Here is an 18,375-nt window from a genome sequence, read left to right as displayed (position 1 = left end):
ATTCTCGCAGGTGAGTGTGACAACCGTGTGATCACTTCAGTGGGATGGTGACCTCGTCCTCGACCGGCGGATCGAGTTCCTGGGCGCGATTTCCGGTCGCGGCGAAGCAGCGCAGCCGTACCGCCTCCGGGGTGACGTCCAGACGCAGGAAGCACTTGAAGAACGGTGGGCTGTAGGTGGCCGAGCCGGGTGAGAACAGCTGGGTGTAGATCTTGCGCACGGGCAGCCGGAACCGGGAGGTGCGGTCGGGCCGCCCGCCGGTGCCCAGCAGGCTCGCGACCAGACGGGTGCGCCGGGTGACCCGGGCGTCCGGGCCGGGCGCGCGGCCCGGCTCGATGCCGAGCCGTTCGGCGACCACGGCCGTCGCCTCGGACTCGGTGAGAGTGAAGAAGCGGCGCAGGCGCAGCCGGCGGCCGTAGAGGCGGCTGTAGAAGGCCAGCGAGTCGCCGCGCAGCGGATAGCAGCGGAAGTCCCGCTCGGTGACGTTCGCGATCGACACCCGCGGGATGGTGTGTGTGGCATGCATGAACGCGCCGCCACCGCCCGAGACCACGTACTGGACGGTCCGGCCGTCCACGTCGACGGGGTAGCGCTGGTAGTTGTGGATGTCGCCGCCGATCGCGGCCACATAGTGATGCTCCGGGTCGCGGACGATGTCGTCGACGGTGCCGCCGCCGTCGATGGCGCAGGGATGGTGCTCGCCGTCCACGTACAGCGGCGAACCGGTGATCAGGATCTTCGGCTTCGGCCCACGGGAGACTTCCCGCAGCCACGCGCCCTGCTCGGCGTCGACCGTGCCGAGCAGTCCCGTGTCGATGCCGACGATCCGCACCGGTCCGGCGTCGATCGCCCAGTACGGCCCCGGCTGCACGGCCTGTTGCCCCGGTGCCGACCGCAACTTCCGTGCGTCGGCGAGGTGTTGCCCGTCAGTCGGGCGTGGCCGGTGCCAGAGCACGCCACGCCACCAGGCCCGGGTGAGCGGCCGGGGTGCGGGCTCGGGGACGGGCGGCGAGGCGTCGGCGCAGAAGACGCGCATGAACGCGCCCAGATCCTCGTACCAGTCGTGGTTGCCCGGTATCGCATATATCGGCGCCGGGTAGTCCTGGTACGGCCGGAAGAACTTGGTGCCGTAGTCGTCCGCGCTGCCGACCGGATAGATCACATCGCTCGCGATCACCGCGAAGTCGGTGTCCTGACCCACCTTCAGAAAGCCCGGCACCACGGCGTACTGGGAGTCGTCCCCTTCACCCGTGTCCCCGATGACCATGAAGGAGAACCGTTCCGGCACGTCCCGTCGGACCACCTTGTCGGCCCTCGCCCCCGCCTCGGACTGCCGGGCCACCAGACGGCTGCGGGTACGGCCCGTCGGATCGCCGAACCACGACGCCAGCACCCCGTTGCGGGCGGCCCACAGGGTCCTCGGGTTCAGCCACGAAATCTTCTCGACGGGGGCGGGCAGGAGCTGACGGTAGGCGCCGTGCTCGGCCGAGCCCCAGCCGGCGCCCTGTGCGGTATCGCGTGAGGAGTCAGACACGCGATGCACCGTAACAACCGGTCGATCACGGGCTGCAGGGCGGGTCCTGACGCGGTGTCGCAGCGGTGCTGGTGTGCCGGTCTGCCGGTCTTCCACCTGAACTGGAACCTGCAATGCCGCACGGTGCAGACAGAACGTGAGCCGGAACCGGAGCGCAGACAGCACCGACCGATGCCCTGGGGTGCAACGTCGCGGCCCTGGCGCCACCTTCGTTCCAACCCGCCATCACCGGGAAAACTCATGCGTGTGGCAACCGTACTCCTCCTGGCCGGCGCTCTGTTCGGGATCGCGCCCGCCACGGCCCAAGCGGGGGTGACCCCGGCTCGTACGTCGCGCTGTCGTCGCAGCGGGGTGGTGGCAGCAGCGGGGGTATCAGCACGGTGGGCGGCCGTGGTGGCGGCGTCGGCAAGACGCGTGGCGGTTACAGGAGTTCGAGCGGCGGCGGCTACTCCTCCGGCAGCAGCGACGGCAGTTCGTCCACCGGAAAGAAGAAGATGCCCCTGTACCAGGCGATCCTCTTCCTGCTCGTCCTGGGATGCTTGATCGTCTGGGTCGTCGTCAAACTCGTGCGGAAGCCGCAGAAGGCTTTCAACGGCTGACGATCGTTCGGCCGTGCTTCTGATGCCCCGGACGGCCCGGCTACTACGGGGACGTGCCTCCCCGGCGCCTGGGCTTGGGGCGGCGCCGAAGAGCGGGAGGCGCCTCTGGCAGGATCACCCGATGTTCGATTTCGGCATCGCGGGCTACCGCTCGGTGTGGTTGAACCGACGCAGCGAAGTCGTGCGGGAGCACGGGTCTCGCCCGAGCGGTCTTGCCGGCCGGACAGCTGCAACGCCTCGCCGAGTTCAGCCCCGTGGCCGGGCGGGCGGATGTCGGCATGGTGGAAACCGGGCCTTTAACTGCACTGTCAGGGCTTCACACAGGCTGCCGCCTGGCTGTCGAGGGGGGTGCCAAGTCGGCCGGCCACGGTGGTGAGAGCTGTTCCCAGGGGGAGCGCGACCCGGGTGAGGGCGTGGCGGTCGCCTCGGGTCGGGTCCCGGTTGACGATCAGCACCGGTTTGTCGGCCTGGGCGGCCTGGCGGACGAACCGGAGCCCGGACATGACTGTCAGCGAGGAACCCAGGACAAGCAGTGAGGTCGCCTCGCGGACCAGCTTGCGGCAGTGATCGACCCGCCGCGGCGGAACGGCTTCGCCGAAGAACACCACGTCGGGTTTGAGGATGCCGCCGCAGACCGTGCAGGGCGCCACGCGGAAGTCCCCGACCTGTTCGTCGGTGAGGTCGGCGTCACCGTCCGGGTTGATTCCGGCGGCCGCCGGCTCGAAGCCCGGATTGCCCTCCTCCAGCCGCCGGGCGAGTTCGCGGCGCGAGCTGAGGGCGCCGCAGGAAAGGCAGACGACCCGGTCCAGGCCTCCGTGGAGTTCTATGACGCCCTCGCTGCCGGCGGCCTGGTGCAGCCCGTCGACGTTCTGGGTGATCACTCCCGAGAGCAGGCCGTGCCGTTCGAACGCGGCCACGGCCAGGTGCCCGGCGTTGGGGCAGGCGCGGCCGAAGGTGCGCCAGCCGAGATGGCTGCGAGCCCAGTACCGGCGCCGGGCGTGGACGCCGGCGGTGAAGTCCTGGTAGGTCATCGGGGTGTGCCGGCTCAGGCTCCCGCCCTCGCCCCGGTAGTCGGGGATGCCCGACTCCGTGGAGAGGCCCGCCCCGCTGAGCACCAGCACACCGCCGCGGCTCAGAGCGTCGGCGACCGGCTCCAGATCCGTGGTGCCCGGCGGCAGGTCCTCGGCAGGGGTCCAGCTCAGGGTGGGGCGCATGCGCATGCCGCCAGGGTACGGAACAGGCTGCCTTCAGTGCCGGGTGGCGGCCGTACCGCCACCCGCCTGTGCTCGCTCGGGGCCGCCCCCGACGGCGCCCATCTGGCCGGCCGGCAACCCGCACCAGCCGGCAGAGGGCGCAGGACCTCGGGGAGAACCAGGGGGAACCCTCGCCGCGCTGGAGACGGAGGGGGGACCGGCGCGGCCGCTGCTGCGGCCGTGGCCGCCTGGTGTACGGGCTGCTGACTCGCGCGCCCGGGAGCTGATGCGTGCGTGTGTCGCGGCGCGAGGCGCTCGCGAAGCCGCTGGGGATCGTGGAGCAGAGACCGCCACGCGCCGCTGGATAGGGTCGGGGGGTGGACCGCAGCAGCAGACAGTGGGACGACGCGTTCGCCGGGGAGGCGCGTGGCGAGCTGTCGCCCCGGCTGGCCCGGGCGCTGTGGTGGGGGTCGGCCGGTCTGGTGCTCGCTGTCCTCGGCACTTCGGTGCTCGTCGCCGGCGCGGAGCACGGCCGACGACTGCCCGTGGCCGTGGCTCTGGTCCTCGCGCAGGCCTGCGCCCTGAGGTGGCAGACGCGCGCCCCGGTCGCCGTACTGGCCGGGAACGCGGTGGCGGGGCTCGCGGTGTGGGCGCTGCTGCCTGCGGTGACCTTGACGGGGGCGTTGCTCGCGGCGCAGGTCGCGCTGTGCGTGCTGTCGGCCACCAGGCCGCGGCGGGTGTCGCTGTGGGCGCTCGCGGCGATGTGCCTGCCGGCGCCGCTGGCGTTCGGGGCGGGCGGTCCCGCGGGGCTGGCGGTCTATCTGCTGACGGTGGTCCTGGCGTGGACCTCGGGGCAGTGGCGCAGGGCGCAGCAGGCACGGACGAGGGCGGAGATGCGCCGGGCCGTGGTGGAGGAGCGGGCGCGGATCGCGCGCGAGGTGCACGATGTCGTGGCGCACACCCTGTCGGTGATGGTCATTCAGGCGGGTGCCGCCGACGATGTGTTCACCCAACGGCCCGAACAGGCCCGTCAGGCGCTGCGGGCCATCGAGACGGGCGCCCGCTCGGCGCTCGGCGAACTGCGTCTGCTGCTCCGTGCGTTCCGGCTCGATGCGGAGGAGGACCCGGCCGGGGGGCAGCGGGAGCCGGGGCCTTCTCTCGCGCGCCTCGACGAGCTGGCCGACACCGTGCGTGCGACCGGGATGACCGTACACGTGCATCGCGAGGGCGCCACCGACGATCTGCCGGCCGCGGTGGACCTGGCGGCGTACCGGATCGTCCAGGAGGCTCTCACCAACACGCTGCGCCACGCGCCCGGCGCCGACGAGGTGACCGTGCGCGTGATGGCCGAAGGGGAATGCGTGAAGGTCACGGTGGTCGACAACGGGGATACGTCGCAGGGCCGGCCGGCCGCGGCGGGAGCGGGACGCGGACTGGTGGGGATGAAGGAGCGCGCACGGCTCGTGGGCGGCAGCCTGCGCGCCGGTCCGCTGCCCGGAGGCGGGTTCGAGGTGGCGGCGCAGCTGCCGGTGGAGCGCGCGTCATGACCGTGCGCGTGGTGGTGGCCGACGACCAGACCCTGGTCCGTACCGGATTCCGCATGATCATCGACGCCCGGGACGATCTCGAAGTGGTCGGTGAGGCGTCCGACGGCCAGGAGGCGGTCCGGCTGACACGGGAACTGGAACCCGACGTGGTGCTGATGGACGTACGCATGCCCGTCGTGGACGGCATCGAGGCGACCCGGCAGATCGCGGAGTGCGGCAGCCGGTCCCGGGTGCTCGTGCTGACCACCTGGGACCTGGACGCGCACGTGGTCGCCGGCCTACGGGCCGGAGCGAGCGGTTTCCTGCTGAAGGACATGCGCCCCGCCGAACTCGTCGACGCGATCCGCCTCACCGCGCGTGGCGACGCCCTGCTGGCGCCGGCCGTGCTGAGCCGTGTCCTCGACCGGTTCCTGCGCACCACGCCCGACCCGGCGCCGCCACCCTCCCTGCAGGGCCTCTCCGGCCGCGAGCGGGAGGTGCTCACCCTGATCGGGCAGGCGCTGTCGAACGCGGAGATCGCCGAGCGGCTGCGCCTGTCGGAGGCCACCGTCAAGAACCATGTCACCGCGGTACTGCGCAAACTGGACCTGCGCGACCGCGTCCAGGCCGTCGTCGTCGCCTACGACCACGGCCTCGTGCGGCCGCGCCACCCCTGACCGCATTGCCTCCTCCTCAGGGAGGAGGCCGGGCCGCAGTCCTCCTGCGTTCCCGGTGCCGGCCCGTTCCCGCGGCCGATCCGTGGCCGGGGCACCCGGACATAGCGTCGAGATGTGATCGACGACCTGCCCTGCCTCATGTATCTGCTCGCCCACGACGAGGCGGCCGAAGGCCCGTACGACCGTTCCCGGGCGCAGCTGCTGCTCCGTGCCGCCGCCCTGGTCGACCTCGCTTTGCGCGGCCGGCTGGGGGAGGACGGCGGCACGGTCACCGTGTCCGGCACGGAACCGACCGGCAATCTGGTCCTGGACGGCGTTCTGCGCGACGCCGCCGCCGGGCACGGCTGGAAGCACCTCATGCGCCGCCACCGCAAGCGGACCCTGACGGAGGTGGAGGACCGGCTCGCCACGGCGGGACTCCTCACCGTGAAAGCGCCCCGCACCCGCTTCGGCACACGGCGGCTGACCATGACGGACCGCGCCGTGCCCGGCGCACTCCGCGCCCGCGTGTCCGCGGCGCTGCACGGGGACGGCCCCGTGCAGGAGATCCCCGCAGCCGACGCCGCACTGCTGGCGCTGGCCGCGGCGGGCGGTGTCCGCTCGGTCGTCTCCCGGCGGGACCACAAGACCTTCCGGGCCCGTATCGACACCTGCACGGGCAATCTGGCCGCCCTCGCGCCCGGCCTGGAGAAAGCTGTACGCGCGCTGCCGACTACCATGATCGCCGCGCGGGGCGGCATGGGCGGCAGCTGACCGGACGGAAGGACGAATGAGCATGCACCGCGTCCTGACCACCCTGGGCTGCGCCCTGGCCACCGTCCTCGCGACGGCCTGGTGTGCAGCGCCACCGGCAGAGCCCGCCCGGTCCGCCCCCGTCACGACGGTACGCACCCACGACGGACCGGTGCGGGGCGCCGCGCACGACGGCTACCGCACCTTCGAAGCCATCCCGTACGCGGCGCCCCCGGTCGGCAGACTGCGCTGGGCGCCGCCCCGCCGTGCGGCCCCCTGGTCCGGGGTACGGGACGCGACCCGGCCCGCGAACGCCTGCCCGCAGCCGGCCGGCGAGGTGCCCGGCGGTAGCACCGACGAGGACTGTCTCCACCTGAACGTCACGACGCCCGACGGCGCAGGACCGGCACACCCCCGGCCGGTGATCGTGTGGCTGCACGGCGGCGGCTTCACCACCGGAGCGGGCGACTCGTACGACGCCCATCGCATGGCCACCCGCGGCGACGTCGTGGTCGTCACCGTCAACTACCGCCTCGGGGCCCTCGGTTTCCTCGCGCACAGCGGGCTGCCCGGCTCCGGCACCTTCGGCCTGGCCGACCAGCAGGCGGCGCTGCGCTGGATCCGCGCCGAGATCGGCGCCTTCGGCGGCGACGCGCACAACGTGACGCTGGCCGGCGAGTCGGCGGGCGGCTACAGCGTCTGCGCGCAGCTCGCCTCACCCGCCGCCGCGGGGCTCTTCGACCGGGCGATCATCGAGAGCGGCCCGTGCACAGGCCGCCCCGACCGGCCTTTCGCCCCGTCCTCCGTCCCCCTGTCCACCGCGCGCGCCACGGGTGCGGACCTCGCGGTCAAGGTCGGCTGCGGCTCCGCCCGCGACGTGCCGGCCTGCCTGCGGCGGGTCGACGTCTCCCGTCTGCTCGCGGCCCAGGACACCGACCAACAGCCCGCTCACACCACCCCGTTGCTGCCCACCGACCCCGCGGCGGCGATCGTCGCCGGCCGCTTCCACCACGTTCCCGTGCTCATCGGCCACAACCACGACGAAGGCAACGGCTGGGCCGCCGGAATCGTCCAGGCCGGCCATCCCATCACTCCCGACACCTGGCCCGACGTCGTGGCCACCTTCTTCCCCGCCCCGGGACAGGCGAAGGCGATCGTCCGCGAGTACCCGGTGCACCGCACCGAGGGCGGCCCGGTGTTCGGCGCGGTCATCGGGGACGCGGACTTCGCCTGCCCTACGGCCCGCACCGACGGCCTGCTCGCCGCCCATGTGCCCGTCTGGCGCTACGAGTTCGCCGACGAGCACGCCCCGCCGCTCACCTCGGGCACGCCGCCGTTCCCGCTCGGCGCACCACACGCGAGCGAACTGCCCTACCTGTTCGACCTGGGCGGCCGCCCCCGCGACCTGACCGCGGCACAGCACCGGCTGGCCGACACCATGATCGACTACTGGACCCGCTTCGCCCGCACCGCCGACCCGAACGGCCCATCGTCACCGCACTGGCCCCGGCAGACCGTCCTGTCCCTGGCGCCGGACCACATCGTCCCCACCCGCACGGCGCAGCCGCGCCACCACTGCGCGTTCTGGAACGCTCTCGGGTGACCACGGCCGGCACACGCGGCTGCCGCCGCGCAGTGAGCCGGTCTCGAAGCGCCGTGCTCTCCTCGAGGATCTTCATCCGGCAGCACTTCACCCGCCTCAGGCTTCCAGGCGTGCGGCAAGCAGACCCGGCGCCCACACCAGGGCCTCCTCGTAGGCACGCCGAAACAACGGCATGACCTGCTCGCCCGCACGGTCCTGCGCCAAGCGGTGCAGGACCCCGGAACGCTGACTGGCCGGCGCCTGCCGGGCCGCCTGCTCGGCCGCCTCCGGCCGGCCGGCCTGCTCGCGTTGGCGCACTCCCTGCAGGCACGGGATGCGATCGCGACCGCTGAGGGCGACGCTGAGGGAGCCCCGCACCCGTGGCCGCCCACCCCACGGATGCCGACATCGGGATAGATGAGTGGCAGCCCGAGTGACAGAGGAGAGAACACCATGCGCATCGCCGTCGCCGGAGCAACCGGGAACATCGGGGCCCGCACCGTCGCCGCCCTGGAACAGGCCGGACACGAAGTCGTGCGCATCAGCCGCTCACTCGGCGTGGACCTGATCACCGGGGACGGCCTCGGCGCCGCCCTGACCGGCGCCGACGCCGTCCTGGACACCACGAGCTACGAGGCAGCTGATCGAGACGACGCGGTCGCGTACTTCGGCACCGTCACCCGGAACCTGCTCGCCGCCGGGGAGCGGGCCGGTGTCCGTCACCACGTGCTGCTCTCGATCGTCGGCGTTGATCGTATTGAAGGCAACGCACACTACGCCGGAAAGCGTGAGCAGGAGCGCCTCGTGACCGAAGGCCCGGTGCCGTGGACGATCGTTCCTGTGACTCAGTTCCACGACTTCGCCGCGACGGTGACGAGCTGGACCGAACAGGACGGCGCCGCAACGATCCCACCGCTGCTCGTCCAGCCGATCGCGCCCGAGGACGTGGCCGACATCCTCGCCGAGATCGCCACGGGCACACCCCAGGGGCGCTACCGCGATGTCGCCGGCCCCGAGCCGCAGGACCTGGTGGACATGGCCCGGCGCACCAACGACGCGCACGGACATGCGGTCAAGCTCGTGCCGACCTGGCAATCGCTGCTGGGTGTGGAGATGGCCGGCGACGTTCTCCTGCCGGGCGAGGGCGCCCGCATCGCGCCAACCACCTTCGACGAGTGGCTTGCGAAGGCGCAATAGCGTCACACCGGCCCAGCACCCTGCGCTGCCGATCGCGGCACAGGTAAGCCGCGGGAGGGTTCAGGAGAAGGCGATGGCCGGTGCCGCGAAGCCGTGCGGTTACGCGGCGGAGAAGTGGCTGGCCTCTCCGTACCGGCCATCGTGCGGCGTCTGGCCCGCCGGACGCTCGATGGGACGGGCAGGGGGGATCCGGCTGAGGGGTGGCGGCGGTATGGCCTGCGGCAGCGTGTGGATGCCCACCGGCGTTGCCTGTGATGCCGGCGGGGAAGACCCGAAGAACCAAGGGGAGGCCCAGGGGTGCGAGGGGTCTCGGCGTCGATACCTCTGCAGCACAGCCTTGGTCGTCAGGAGCCCTGACGTTGTTCATGCAGGAGAGCCGCAGCCTGGAGGTCATTGGTCACCATCACCTGGGCCAGGCTGGCCGCCTTGGTGATCACGGCGCCCCACCCAGGAGCATCGAGATAGGCCTCATCCCGGGCGTCGCGACCCACGGACTGCTGCACAGCCGAGTAGACCGTGCCCAACTCCTCCATGAGTGCGACTTCCTCCTCGGTCCGTAGGCTCTTGCCCAGCCATGGAGCGGGGTCGTCAGCGTTGCAGAAATCGTCGAACAGCACGTGGACCACGTAGTCCAGGTTCTCGAACTCGTCCGGCCGCAGCCACACTTCGCGTTGCCATGAGGGACTCGCCAGAGCGAGAACCGCCGGCACGACGTGCAGCCGAAAAGCGGGGAACTCAATGCCGTGATCAGTGACTCGGCCAGCCTACTGAAGTGGCGGGGGACGCGGCGTCGCCCGAGCACGCAACCGCGCACAGAGCCGGATTCAAAGAGCCTCATCACTCCGGCGGCACTCGGGCGGCGGCGACGGCCGTATCCGCGCCCATGCGGCGTCTGCCGACCCACACCCGACTCCGCCCATGGCTGTCGCGGGCACCCCTCGGTAACCTCTCGGGATCAGCCCTGAGAACGCCACGGCATGACCCCAGCCCGAAGGATGGCGTCGTGGTCCAGAGGCCTGGCGGTCGAAGACAGCTGCGGAAACAACCTGCGGAAAGCGTCGACGGGCCTCTGACTCGCCTCCCGGACGATCTCTACTCGGACGTCCATGCCGGGAGCCTGTCCAGGGTCTGCCGCCTCCTTCCCGGAGTCACAGTCCGCAGCTTCTGGCCGCCGCAGTTGCCGATATCGGGGAGCGTCGCGGTCTGCAGGGGCCTCCGGTGGTGCGGGCGACGGCGGCGTCCGGGGCCTCGGGTGCGATCCGGTCTGCGTTGTGGGGGAGCGGAGGGATCTGGAGGCGTCCGAGCATGTGGTCGGCGTCGAAGCCGACTTGCGAAGCCGAGTCCCGAAGCCGAGTTCCGAAGCTGCGTTACGAGGTCGAGTCCCGAGGCCGAGTCCCGGCAGCTGCCGGTCGGCGCGGTCCGCCGCGCCGTCGTCACCGGCGAACTTGATGATTCATCAAGTCCACTTCATGCCACAGCACTTGGACGCCGAACCGCCCGGGGCGTCCCTGGCCGATCCGTCCGCATAGGGAAAACCCTCGATTGCCCCCGACATGGCTGACATGTGCGGGACAAAGCTGAAATCCTCCCCCAGCACACGGAACCTCCATGGTGTGTTCACAGATCACGGTCCCCGCACAGCTCAGCTCGTCCCGGGCAGCAAACCCGTCTGCCCGGTCTGTCACCGGCCGCGACCCGGCGGCCGCAGCAGGAGGAGTACGAGTGAGACGTCTTCCCCACAGACGGGCAACGGTCGGAGCCGCACTGGTCTCCACCGCCGCCTTTCTCGCCGTCGGTATCCAGTCGGTCCCCGCGACCGCCAAGCCCGAAGGCGCCAAGCCCAGCACCCTCCGTACCGGAGGCCTGGAGGCGAAACTCAGCCCCGCCCAGCACTCCGCGCTGATCAAGAGTGCACGGCAGAAGACCTCCGCGACCGCCCGCACGCTCGGGCTCGGTTCGCAGGAGAAGCTGGTCGTCAAGGACGTCGTCAAGGACAACGACGGCACCGTGCACACCCGTTACGAGCGCACCTACGCGGGCCTCCCGGTCCTCGGCGGTGACCTCGTCGTGCACACCCCGCCCGCCTCGCTGGCCGCGGGCACCGTGAGCACGACCTACAACAACAAGCACCGGATCAAGGTCGCTTCCACCGCCGCGACGTTCACCAAGTCCGCCGCCGAGACCAAGGCGCTCAAGGCCGCCAAGTCCCTCGACGCGAAGAAGGCCACCGCCGACAGTGCCCGCAAGGTGATCTGGGCCGGCACCGGGACCCCGAAGCTCGCCTGGGAGACGGTGATCGGCGGCTTCCAGGACGACGGGACGCCCAGCCAGCTCCACGTCATCACCGACGCCACCACCGGCAAGGAACTGCACCGCTTCCAGGCGATCAAGACGGGTACCGGCAACACCCAGTACAGCGGCACGGTCACTCTTGGCACCACGCTGTCCGGTTCGACGTACCAGCTGTACGACACCACGCGCGGCGGCCACAAGACCTACAGCCTGAACCGGGGTACCTCGGGCACCGGCACGCTGATGACCGACGCGGACGACGTCTGGGGCGACGGGACGGGTTCCAACACCCAGACCGCGGGTGCCGACGCCGCCTACGGCGCGCAGGAGACCTGGGACTTCTACAAGTCCACCTTCGGTCGCAGCGGCATCAAGAACGACGGCGTGGCCGCCTACTCGCGCGTCCACTACAGCAGCGGATACGTCAACGCCTTCTGGGACGACGACTGCTTCTGCATGACCTACGGTGACGGCTCGGGCAACACCCACGCCCTGACCTCGCTGGACGTCGCCGGCCACGAGATGACCCACGGCGTCACCTCCAACACCGCCGGTCTCGAATACAGCGACGAGTCCGGCGGCCTGAACGAGGCGACCTCCGACATCTTCGGCACGGCGGGTGTCGAGTTCTACGCCAACAACAGCTCGGACGTCGGCGACTACCTCATCGGCGAGAAGATCGACATCAACGGCGACGGCTCGCCGCTGCGCTACATGGACAAGCCGAGCAAGGACGGCGGATCCGCCGACAGCTGGTACAACGGCGTCGGCGACCTGGACGTGCACTACTCCTCGGGCCCCGCCAACCACATGTTCTACCTGCTCTCCGAGGGCAGCGGCACCAAGGTCATCAACGGCGTCACCTACAACAGCCCGACCGCGGACGGTGTCGCGGTCACCGGCATCGGCCGGGCCGCCGCCCTGCAGATCTGGTACAAGGCGCTGACCTCGTACATGACGTCGAGCACCAACTACGCCGCCGCACGCACCGCAGCCCTCAACGCGGCGGCCGCGCTCTACGGCGCCAACTCCACCCAGTACGCCGGAGTGGGCAACGCCTTCGCCGGCATCAACGTCGGCGGCCACATCAACCCGCCCAGCAGCGGAGTGACGGTCACCAACCCGGGCAGCCAGACCGCCACCGTCGGCACGGCGGTCAGTCTGCAGATCCAGGCGAGCAGCACCAACAGCGGCGCGCTCACCTACAGTGCCTCCGGTCTGCCGGCCGGCCTGTCGATCAACAGCTCGACCGGTCTGATCTCCGGCACACCCACCACCGCGGGCACCTCGAACACCACGGTCACGGTGACCGACTCCACCGGCGCGACCGGCACCGCGACCTTCGGCTGGACGGTCAACTCCACCGGCGGCGGCTGCTCGTCGACCCAGTTGCTCAGCAACCCCGGCTTCGAGTCGGGCGGCACCGGCTGGACGGCGACCAGCGGCGTCATCACCACCGACAGCGGTGAGGCGTCCCACAGCGGTTCCTACAAGGCCTGGCTCGACGGCTACGGCTCCTCGCACACCGACACGCTGTCCCAGTCGGTGACGATCCCCGCGGGCTGCAAGGCGACCCTGACCTTCTACCTGCACATCGACACCGCCGAGACCACCAGCAGCACCCAGTACGACAAGCTGACGGTGACCGCCGGCTCGAAGACCCTGGCCACCTACTCGAACCTCAACAAGGCCTCCGGCTACAGCCAGAAGTCCTTCGACCTGTCCTCGCTGGCGGGCTCGACGGTCACGCTGAAGTTCAACGGGGTCGAGGACTACTCGCTCCAGACCAGCTTCGTCGTGGACGACACCGCCCTGACGACCAGCTGACCCACCCGTCGCGGTCCCGCACCCGGAAGCCGTCCGGGTGCGGGACCGCTTCATGTCAGCCGAGCGGATCCAGGGTCAGATACGCCTGCTGCGGGCCGCCGTCATGGACCAGCGACTCGTGGTTGCCGACGTCGTCGAAGGCGAAGGCGTACGCCTTGCCGTCGGCCATCTGCGCGTGGATCGAGCGCGCGTAGTGGTTGGTCACCGTGTCCTGATAGAAGTTCGCCGCCGAGGTGTCCGGCTGGTTGGGGTTGACCAGCAGCGTCGAGCGGTTGAAGCCGGCGCACAGCGTACGGGAGATCGGCCCGCGCACGGTGTCGTTGGGCGCGTCCAGCAGCTTGTGGCAGCCGAAGACGCTGTCCGCGTCCGGCTTCTGGAAGCTGGTGACGACCGCGCCGGAGGAGTTGGTGAAGTTCATGACGTTGCCCGAGACCCGGCCGTAGTACTTGGTGTTCGGCTGGTCGGTGAAGGGCGTGACGGTCAGCGTCGACGTCGCGTACTTCTGCCAGACCCGGTTGACGTAGTCGTCCATCACGTTCGCCGGCAGGGCCCCGGTCTCCACGCCGTACAGCGGGGACAGCGCACGCAGTACGGTGCCGTCGGGGCGCGTCTGGACCAGGCCGGCCCAGCCGCCCGGCTGCCGGCGCAGCGCGTCGAAGAAGCCGGTGTAGCCACCGGACTTCAGGTGCCCGGTGCTGCTCACGCTGCCGTCGGCCCGCTGCACGCCGACCGCGTACGGTGCCGAGAACATGTCCACCTGGGTGCTGTTGAGCCACAGCCCGGAGTCGTTCAGCGTGTACTCCGACCAGTTGAACAGGATGTTGCGGTTGGGGTCGGACGGGTTCTGCACGGCCGGCTGCACCAGTCCGCCCGTGGTCAGCCTGAAGTCGAGTTTCTGGCCGTAGGAGAAATAGATCCGGCCGGAGAACTTCGGTATCCGGATCGTCTTGGACTGTCCCGGGGCCGGGCCGGCGATCGCAGCGTCCGGCGCGGGAGTCGGCGGGTTGCCGCCCGCCGGCCAGGCGTGGAAGGTGCCGTTCGCGTCCGCCCAGCCCTGCTGTCCCGAGGACAGCTGGGTGCCGAGGTCGTAGACGTACACAGGTTCGGATCGGCCCGAGTTGTTGGTGATCTTCAGCGGGATGGTGTCCGGCACGGCGGCGCCGGCGCGGTCCGGTGTGGCCAGCGCGAGCAGGCCGCCGACCAGCGCCGCCGCGGCCGCCAGGGGCAGCGCCGGGCGCGTGATGCTGGGGAGCACTCTCCACCTCCGTGTGGGGTCGGGGTCGTACGGACATTGGTCCGTACCTGTTTGAGAGCGCTCTCAGCGTTGCGGTCGGGTGCGTGCATGTCAATGAGGAGGACGGGATCCGGTGGCGTCCGCCCGGCGGCGGACGCCTCGGCCCGGTGTCAGAAAGTGCGCATGAGCAGGTCCAGGAGCGCGGCCCAGTGGCGTTCGTCGCCGGCCCGGTCGTAGGCAGCGGTGTCCGCCTGCGTGTAGCCGTGCGAAGCGCCCGGATAGACCTCGCAGGTGTGCCGCACGCCGGCGGCCGTCAAGGCTTCCTCCAGCCGCCGGATCTGCCCCTCGGGCAGCGACGGGTCCTGGTCGGCGTGTCCGAAGTACAGCTCGGCGGTGATGCGCCCGGCGCCACGGTGCGGGCTGTCGGGGGCGTCGTCGGCCAGCCGTCCGCCGTGGAAACCGGCCGCCGCCGCGACCCGGTCCGGATGCGTGGCCGCCGTCCGCAGGGCCAGCCGGGCACCCATGCAGTAGCCGGTCAGTGCCACTGGGCCGTCGGCGACCAGCGGGCTGTCGGCGAGCCAGCCCAGATAGGCGTCCGCGTCACGCCGGGTCTGGTCCGGGGTGAGCGACACCACGACCGGGCCGATCCGCTCCCAGATCGTCGGATCGGCCGCCGGGTCGATGAACTCCGGCAGCTCCACGACCGGAGCCCGGCCGCGCCGGTAGAACACGTTGGGCACCAGGACCGTGTATCCGGCGCCGGCGATCCGGTCGGCCATCGCCCGCAGCTGCGGCCGCAGGCCGTAGGCGTCCTGGTAGAAGAGGACCCCCGGATGCGGCTGCCCGTCACCGGGGTGGGCGACGTAGGAGTCGGCGACGCCGTCCCCGGTCGGGATGTCGACGGCTGAGCCCTGTACGGCGGTCATGGTGCGAAGCCTCCTGAGGAGTGCGCGGCGGGGCACACGTGCCCCTCGGTGCCCCGAGCACGCCTCATGCTGCCACGCAAGATCCACGCGGCGGCGTCGGCCACGCGTTCATTCGAAACGCGAGGTGTCCCCGGCGCCCCTGCGCACGATCTCCGCTTCGCCTCCGGAGAAGTCCACGACCGTGGTCGGCTCGGTGCCGCAGTCCCCGGAGTCGACGACCGCGTCCACCGCGTTGTCGAGCCGGTCCTTGATCTCCCAGCCCTGGGTCATCGGCTCCTCCTCGTCCGGCAGCAGGAGCGTGCTGGACAGCAGGGGTTCGCCCAGCTCGGCCAGCAGGGCCTGGGTGACCACATGGTCGGGGATGCGTACCCCCACGGTCTTCTTCTTGGGGTGCATCAGCGTGCGGGGCACCTCACGGGTGGCCGGAAGGATGAAGGTGTAGCTGCCGGGAGTCGAGGCCTTGATAGCCCGGAACACGTCATTGTCGACGTGCACGAACTGGCCGAGCTGCGCGAAGTCCCGGCACATCAGCGTGAAGTGGTGCCGGTCGTCCAGATGGCGGATCGAGCGGATCCGGTCCATCCCGTCCCGGCTGCCCAGGCGGCAGCCCAGCGCGTAGCAGGAGTCGGTCGGATATGCGATGAGCGCACCCGACCGCACCGCGTCGGCGACCTGACCGATGCTGCGCGGCTGCGGGTTCTCGGAGTGCACGTCGAAGTACTTCGCCATCCGCCGAGCTTATGCCTTCGCCGGGTGCCGCGCGCGCAGCTGCGCGCCCTGCGTGATGCCGACGGAGTGTGCGGCGCGTCGCCTCGGGGCTCGTCGACCGACCGGCCGCGCCGCACTGGGCCCTGGACCGCCCGGCCGACCGCGACTTCGCCCACCCCGAAGTCCCGGGGCGACCTCCATCTGCCGCGGCACCTCGCCGAGCACGGGGGCGTCCCGGTCCGCGAGACCGCGGCGACCTGCTGACGAAGCCCGACAACGGCAGCGCACCGATCTCCCAGCTCACGGGAGCGGTCCTGGTGGAGCGCCGGACGGACAGCGCCGACAAGCGGATCGCGCGCCGGCAGCGCGCGCCGGTCGCCCGGCGGCGCCCGGCCGAGGTACGCGCGCACCCACCGACACGGCCACCGCGCTCCGCCCGGCGGCAGCGCTCACCCGCCGTCGCCCGGCGGCGCGATCACCGATCACCCGGGATCGGCCGTGAGCCGCCGCTTCCGCGGAGTTGCAGGCGCCACCTTCTCCGGGCAGGGTGACCAGCGCCTGTCTGCCGGCCTCGCCGTGGCCGAAAGCGTCCGTCGCCTCCGCCCTCTCCCGGTCGGCGGTCCCCACCGTGACCGCCTGCGGAGTCGCGCCTTTCACCGCTCAGGACTGGCTGAGCCGCGCCTGGGGTAACGTCCACGTTCGAAAGCCGAGGTCAACCCGACGACGAGGAGAAGGGCGACGTGGCCGGTCGAGCCGATGGGGGCCCCTACGCCCAGCAGCCGCACGGCACCGACGCGGCCTGGGCGGAGCAACTGCTCGATCATCTGCGTCCCGCCGGCCGAGAACCACGCCGGGTGGTCACCTGGCTCGGGCGGGCCGTCGGGGCGACCGTCTGCCTCCAGGACGGGACCGGCGGCCTCCTCGCCGGTGAGTGGCTGCCGCTCGACGCCGCCGTGCTCGCCGATCTGGTCACCGGCAGGATCTCCGCGGCCGCCCTGGAGGACGGCGAACGCCATGTCCGCATGGTCGGGATCCGGCATCCCGAACAGGGTCCGGCGGCGGGAGCGGTGCTGGCGGTGGCCCGCCCGGAGCCCTTCGACCGGCGCGCCGCCGACATCGTGAACCGCACCGCCTGCGTGCTCGAACTGCTCCTGAGGGAGAGGAAGCTGACGGACGCCGGGCGCCGGCTGCGCCGGGCCACGGCCGACCTGCGGCTGGCCATCCTGCAGCTGCTGATGGTGGAGGACACCGTCTCCGCCCGCCGGGTCGCGGCAGGCCTGTGGCCGGGCCTGCTGGAGGAGGACACCGCCCGCGTGTATGTCGTCGAGGGTGCGCCCGCCGAGCGGGACACACTCGCCGAGGCATGCGCGGACGCCACCGAGGGTCACGCGCTCGTCGTGCGCTGTCCCGCGATGGACGGGCACGTCATCGTCGTCAGTCCCCGGCCGGCGGCGGGGGACCGGCTGCGCTCCCTCGTCGACGGGCGGCCGGGCACCTTCCTCGGCGGCAGCCTGCGCCAGCGCCTGGCCCGGACCGCCACCGCCTACGGGCAGGCCATCAGCGCCCTCGCCGTCGCCCGCTTCCACCCGGACCAGACGGCCGTCTACGCCGAACGCACCCACCCCGAACGGCTCATGGACCCCGCCGCGCTGCGCGCCTGGTCCGCCGGGGTGCTGCGCCCCCTCGACATACTGCCGCACCACATCCGCGGCGAACTGCTCGCCACCACCCGGCTGGGCCTGGAGTTCACCGCAGTCAACGCGGCCAAGGTCCTCGGTGTCAGCCGCAACACCGTCCGCGCCCGCATGGACCGCGTCGAGACGCTGCTCGGCACCGACCTCTCCCACCTCACCACCCGTGCCGCCGCCCATCTCGCGCTCAACACCGAGGCGGTGCAGGGGCCGTACGACCCCGACGGCACGGCCCCGCACGCGTCGGCCCCCGTGCACCTCGGCGACATGCTCGCCTCGACCGCGCTGCGCACCTGGGCCCAGGACCTCCTGGGCCGCCTCGACGGAGACGGCCGTGATCTGCGCGGCACCCTGCGCGCCTGGATCGCCGCGGACTCGAACGCCGAACGCACGGCCCGGGACCTGGGCGTCCACGCCCAGACCGTGCGCGACCACGTCCGGGCCGCCGAACCGGTCCTGGAACGCCAACTGCTGGCCATGGGCAGCGACCTGTACGAGGTCGTCCTCGCCCATCTGGCCACCGGTGCCCTCGCCACACCCGCCCTCGGCGGGGCGAACCGGGCTCAACCGGACTCACCTGTGCACGACTGAGTCCTCGCCGGTCAGGAAAGGGCACCGGCGCGATACCCAGGGCCGGGCCCCGCACGTAAGTTCAGC

Annotated in this window: 15 protein-coding genes; 8 read left to right on the top strand and 7 right to left on the bottom strand. The window is 71.5% G+C overall.

What is annotated here, in order from left to right; all coding sequences use genetic code 11:
* Positions 1 to 31: 31 nt before the first annotated feature.
* Positions 32 to 1,534 carry a metallophosphoesterase family protein gene (locus ACIRU3_RS39720; protein WP_404067506.1) on the bottom strand — a complete coding sequence of 501 codons (1,503 nt, stop codon included), beginning with the start codon at positions 1,532 to 1,534 and terminating at the stop codon, positions 32 to 34.
* Positions 1,535 to 1,914: 380 nt separating this feature from the next.
* Between ACIRU3_RS39720 and ACIRU3_RS39715 the strand changes: the two genes are divergently transcribed.
* Entirely contained in the window at positions 1,915 to 2,133 is a 219-nt protein-coding gene (locus tag ACIRU3_RS39715) for a hypothetical protein (RefSeq protein WP_404067504.1), read from the top strand.
* Between the two features lie 308 nt (positions 2,134 to 2,441).
* Here the strand turns inward: ACIRU3_RS39715 and ACIRU3_RS39710 are convergent, their stop codons facing one another.
* Entirely contained in the window at positions 2,442 to 3,353 is a 912-nt protein-coding gene (locus ACIRU3_RS39710; protein ID WP_404067501.1) for an NAD-dependent protein deacetylase, read from the bottom strand.
* 350 nt (positions 3,354 to 3,703) lie between these two features.
* Between ACIRU3_RS39710 and ACIRU3_RS39705 the strand changes: the two genes are divergently transcribed.
* From ACIRU3_RS39705 to ACIRU3_RS39690, 4 genes are all read left to right on the top strand, one after another.
* Complete coding sequence (locus tag ACIRU3_RS39705; RefSeq protein ID WP_404067499.1) at positions 3,704 to 4,873, top strand: sensor histidine kinase; 1,170 nt, start codon at positions 3,704 to 3,706, stop codon at positions 4,871 to 4,873.
* Positions 4,870 to 5,529 (top strand): response regulator, encoded by a 660-nt coding sequence (locus ACIRU3_RS39700; RefSeq protein WP_404067496.1) that lies wholly within the window; start codon positions 4,870 to 4,872, stop codon positions 5,527 to 5,529. Before ACIRU3_RS39705 ends, ACIRU3_RS39700 begins: the two co-directional genes overlap by 4 nt.
* A gap of 114 nt (positions 5,530 to 5,643) precedes the next feature.
* Entirely contained in the window at positions 5,644 to 6,282 is a 639-nt protein-coding gene (locus ACIRU3_RS39695; protein WP_404067494.1) for a GPP34 family phosphoprotein, read from the top strand.
* Between the two features lie 16 nt (positions 6,283 to 6,298).
* Complete coding sequence (locus tag ACIRU3_RS39690) at positions 6,299 to 7,864, top strand: carboxylesterase/lipase family protein (RefSeq protein WP_404067491.1); 1,566 nt, start codon at positions 6,299 to 6,301, stop codon at positions 7,862 to 7,864.
* A gap of 96 nt (positions 7,865 to 7,960) precedes the next feature.
* Here the strand turns inward: ACIRU3_RS39690 and ACIRU3_RS39685 are convergent, their stop codons facing one another.
* A complete protein-coding gene (locus tag ACIRU3_RS39685) occupies positions 7,961 to 8,161 on the bottom strand; it encodes a hypothetical protein (RefSeq protein WP_404067488.1) in 201 nt (66 codons plus the stop codon).
* A gap of 135 nt (positions 8,162 to 8,296) precedes the next feature.
* Here ACIRU3_RS39685 and ACIRU3_RS39680 point away from each other — a divergent pair, with 135 nt between their 5' ends.
* On the top strand, positions 8,297 to 9,040 hold the full coding sequence (locus tag ACIRU3_RS39680; protein ID WP_404067485.1) for an SDR family oxidoreductase: 744 nt from the start codon (positions 8,297 to 8,299) through the stop codon (positions 9,038 to 9,040).
* 344 nt (positions 9,041 to 9,384) lie between these two features.
* On the opposite strand, the gene ACIRU3_RS39675 is transcribed toward ACIRU3_RS39680, so the two are convergent.
* Positions 9,385 to 9,750, bottom strand: a complete 366-nt coding sequence (locus tag ACIRU3_RS39675; protein WP_404067483.1) for a hypothetical protein — start codon at positions 9,748 to 9,750, stop codon at positions 9,385 to 9,387.
* Positions 9,751 to 10,762: 1,012 nt separating this feature from the next.
* Between ACIRU3_RS39675 and ACIRU3_RS39670 the strand changes: the two genes are divergently transcribed.
* Positions 10,763 to 13,159 (top strand): M4 family metallopeptidase, encoded by a 2,397-nt coding sequence (locus ACIRU3_RS39670; protein ID WP_404067481.1) that lies wholly within the window; start codon positions 10,763 to 10,765, stop codon positions 13,157 to 13,159.
* A gap of 55 nt (positions 13,160 to 13,214) precedes the next feature.
* Here the strand turns inward: ACIRU3_RS39670 and ACIRU3_RS39665 are convergent, their stop codons facing one another.
* The 3 genes from ACIRU3_RS39665 to ACIRU3_RS39655 form a co-directional block, all read right to left on the bottom strand.
* The gene (locus ACIRU3_RS39665; RefSeq protein WP_404067479.1) at positions 13,215 to 14,414 is read right to left on the bottom strand and encodes a glycoside hydrolase family 64 protein; all 1,200 of its coding nucleotides are present in this window, start codon (positions 14,412 to 14,414) and stop codon (positions 13,215 to 13,217) included.
* Between the two features lie 149 nt (positions 14,415 to 14,563).
* Positions 14,564 to 15,319, bottom strand: coding sequence for a dienelactone hydrolase family protein (locus ACIRU3_RS39660; RefSeq protein WP_404067476.1), 756 nt, complete (start codon positions 15,317 to 15,319; stop codon positions 14,564 to 14,566).
* Between the two features lie 108 nt (positions 15,320 to 15,427).
* Positions 15,428 to 16,048, bottom strand: a complete 621-nt coding sequence (locus tag ACIRU3_RS39655) for an L-threonylcarbamoyladenylate synthase (RefSeq protein ID WP_404067474.1) — start codon at positions 16,046 to 16,048, stop codon at positions 15,428 to 15,430.
* Between the two features lie 719 nt (positions 16,049 to 16,767).
* On the opposite strand from ACIRU3_RS39655, the gene ACIRU3_RS39650 reads away from it, so the two are divergent.
* Positions 16,768 to 18,309: a helix-turn-helix domain-containing protein gene (locus ACIRU3_RS39650; RefSeq protein ID WP_404067472.1), complete on the top strand. Its 1,542-nt coding sequence runs from the start codon at positions 16,768 to 16,770 to the stop codon at positions 18,307 to 18,309.
* Positions 18,310 to 18,375: the final 66 nt, after the last annotated feature.

Origin of the sequence: Streptomyces sp. NPDC101151, assembly GCF_044768335.1 — a bacterium.
Taxonomy (GTDB): domain Bacteria; phylum Actinomycetota; class Actinomycetes; order Streptomycetales; family Streptomycetaceae; genus Streptomyces.
Note: the sequence above shows the minus strand (reverse complement) of the source record. Positions and strands in the feature narration are given on the sequence as shown.

Coding starts and splice junctions, on each gene's coding strand:
- ACIRU3_RS39680 (WP_404067485.1), top strand. CDS start 8,297: ATGCGCATCGCCGTCGCCGGAGCAACCGGGAACATCGGGGCCCGCACC.
- ACIRU3_RS39660 (WP_404067476.1), bottom strand. CDS start 15,319: ATGACCGCCGTACAGGGCTCAGCCGTCGACATCCCGACCGGGGACGGC.
- ACIRU3_RS39700 (WP_404067496.1), top strand. CDS start 4,870: ATGACCGTGCGCGTGGTGGTGGCCGACGACCAGACCCTGGTCCGTACC.
- ACIRU3_RS39690 (WP_404067491.1), top strand. CDS start 6,299: ATGAGCATGCACCGCGTCCTGACCACCCTGGGCTGCGCCCTGGCCACC.
- ACIRU3_RS39655 (WP_404067474.1), bottom strand. CDS start 16,048: ATGGCGAAGTACTTCGACGTGCACTCCGAGAACCCGCAGCCGCGCAGC.
- ACIRU3_RS39710 (WP_404067501.1), bottom strand. CDS start 3,353: ATGCGCATGCGCCCCACCCTGAGCTGGACCCCTGCCGAGGACCTGCCG.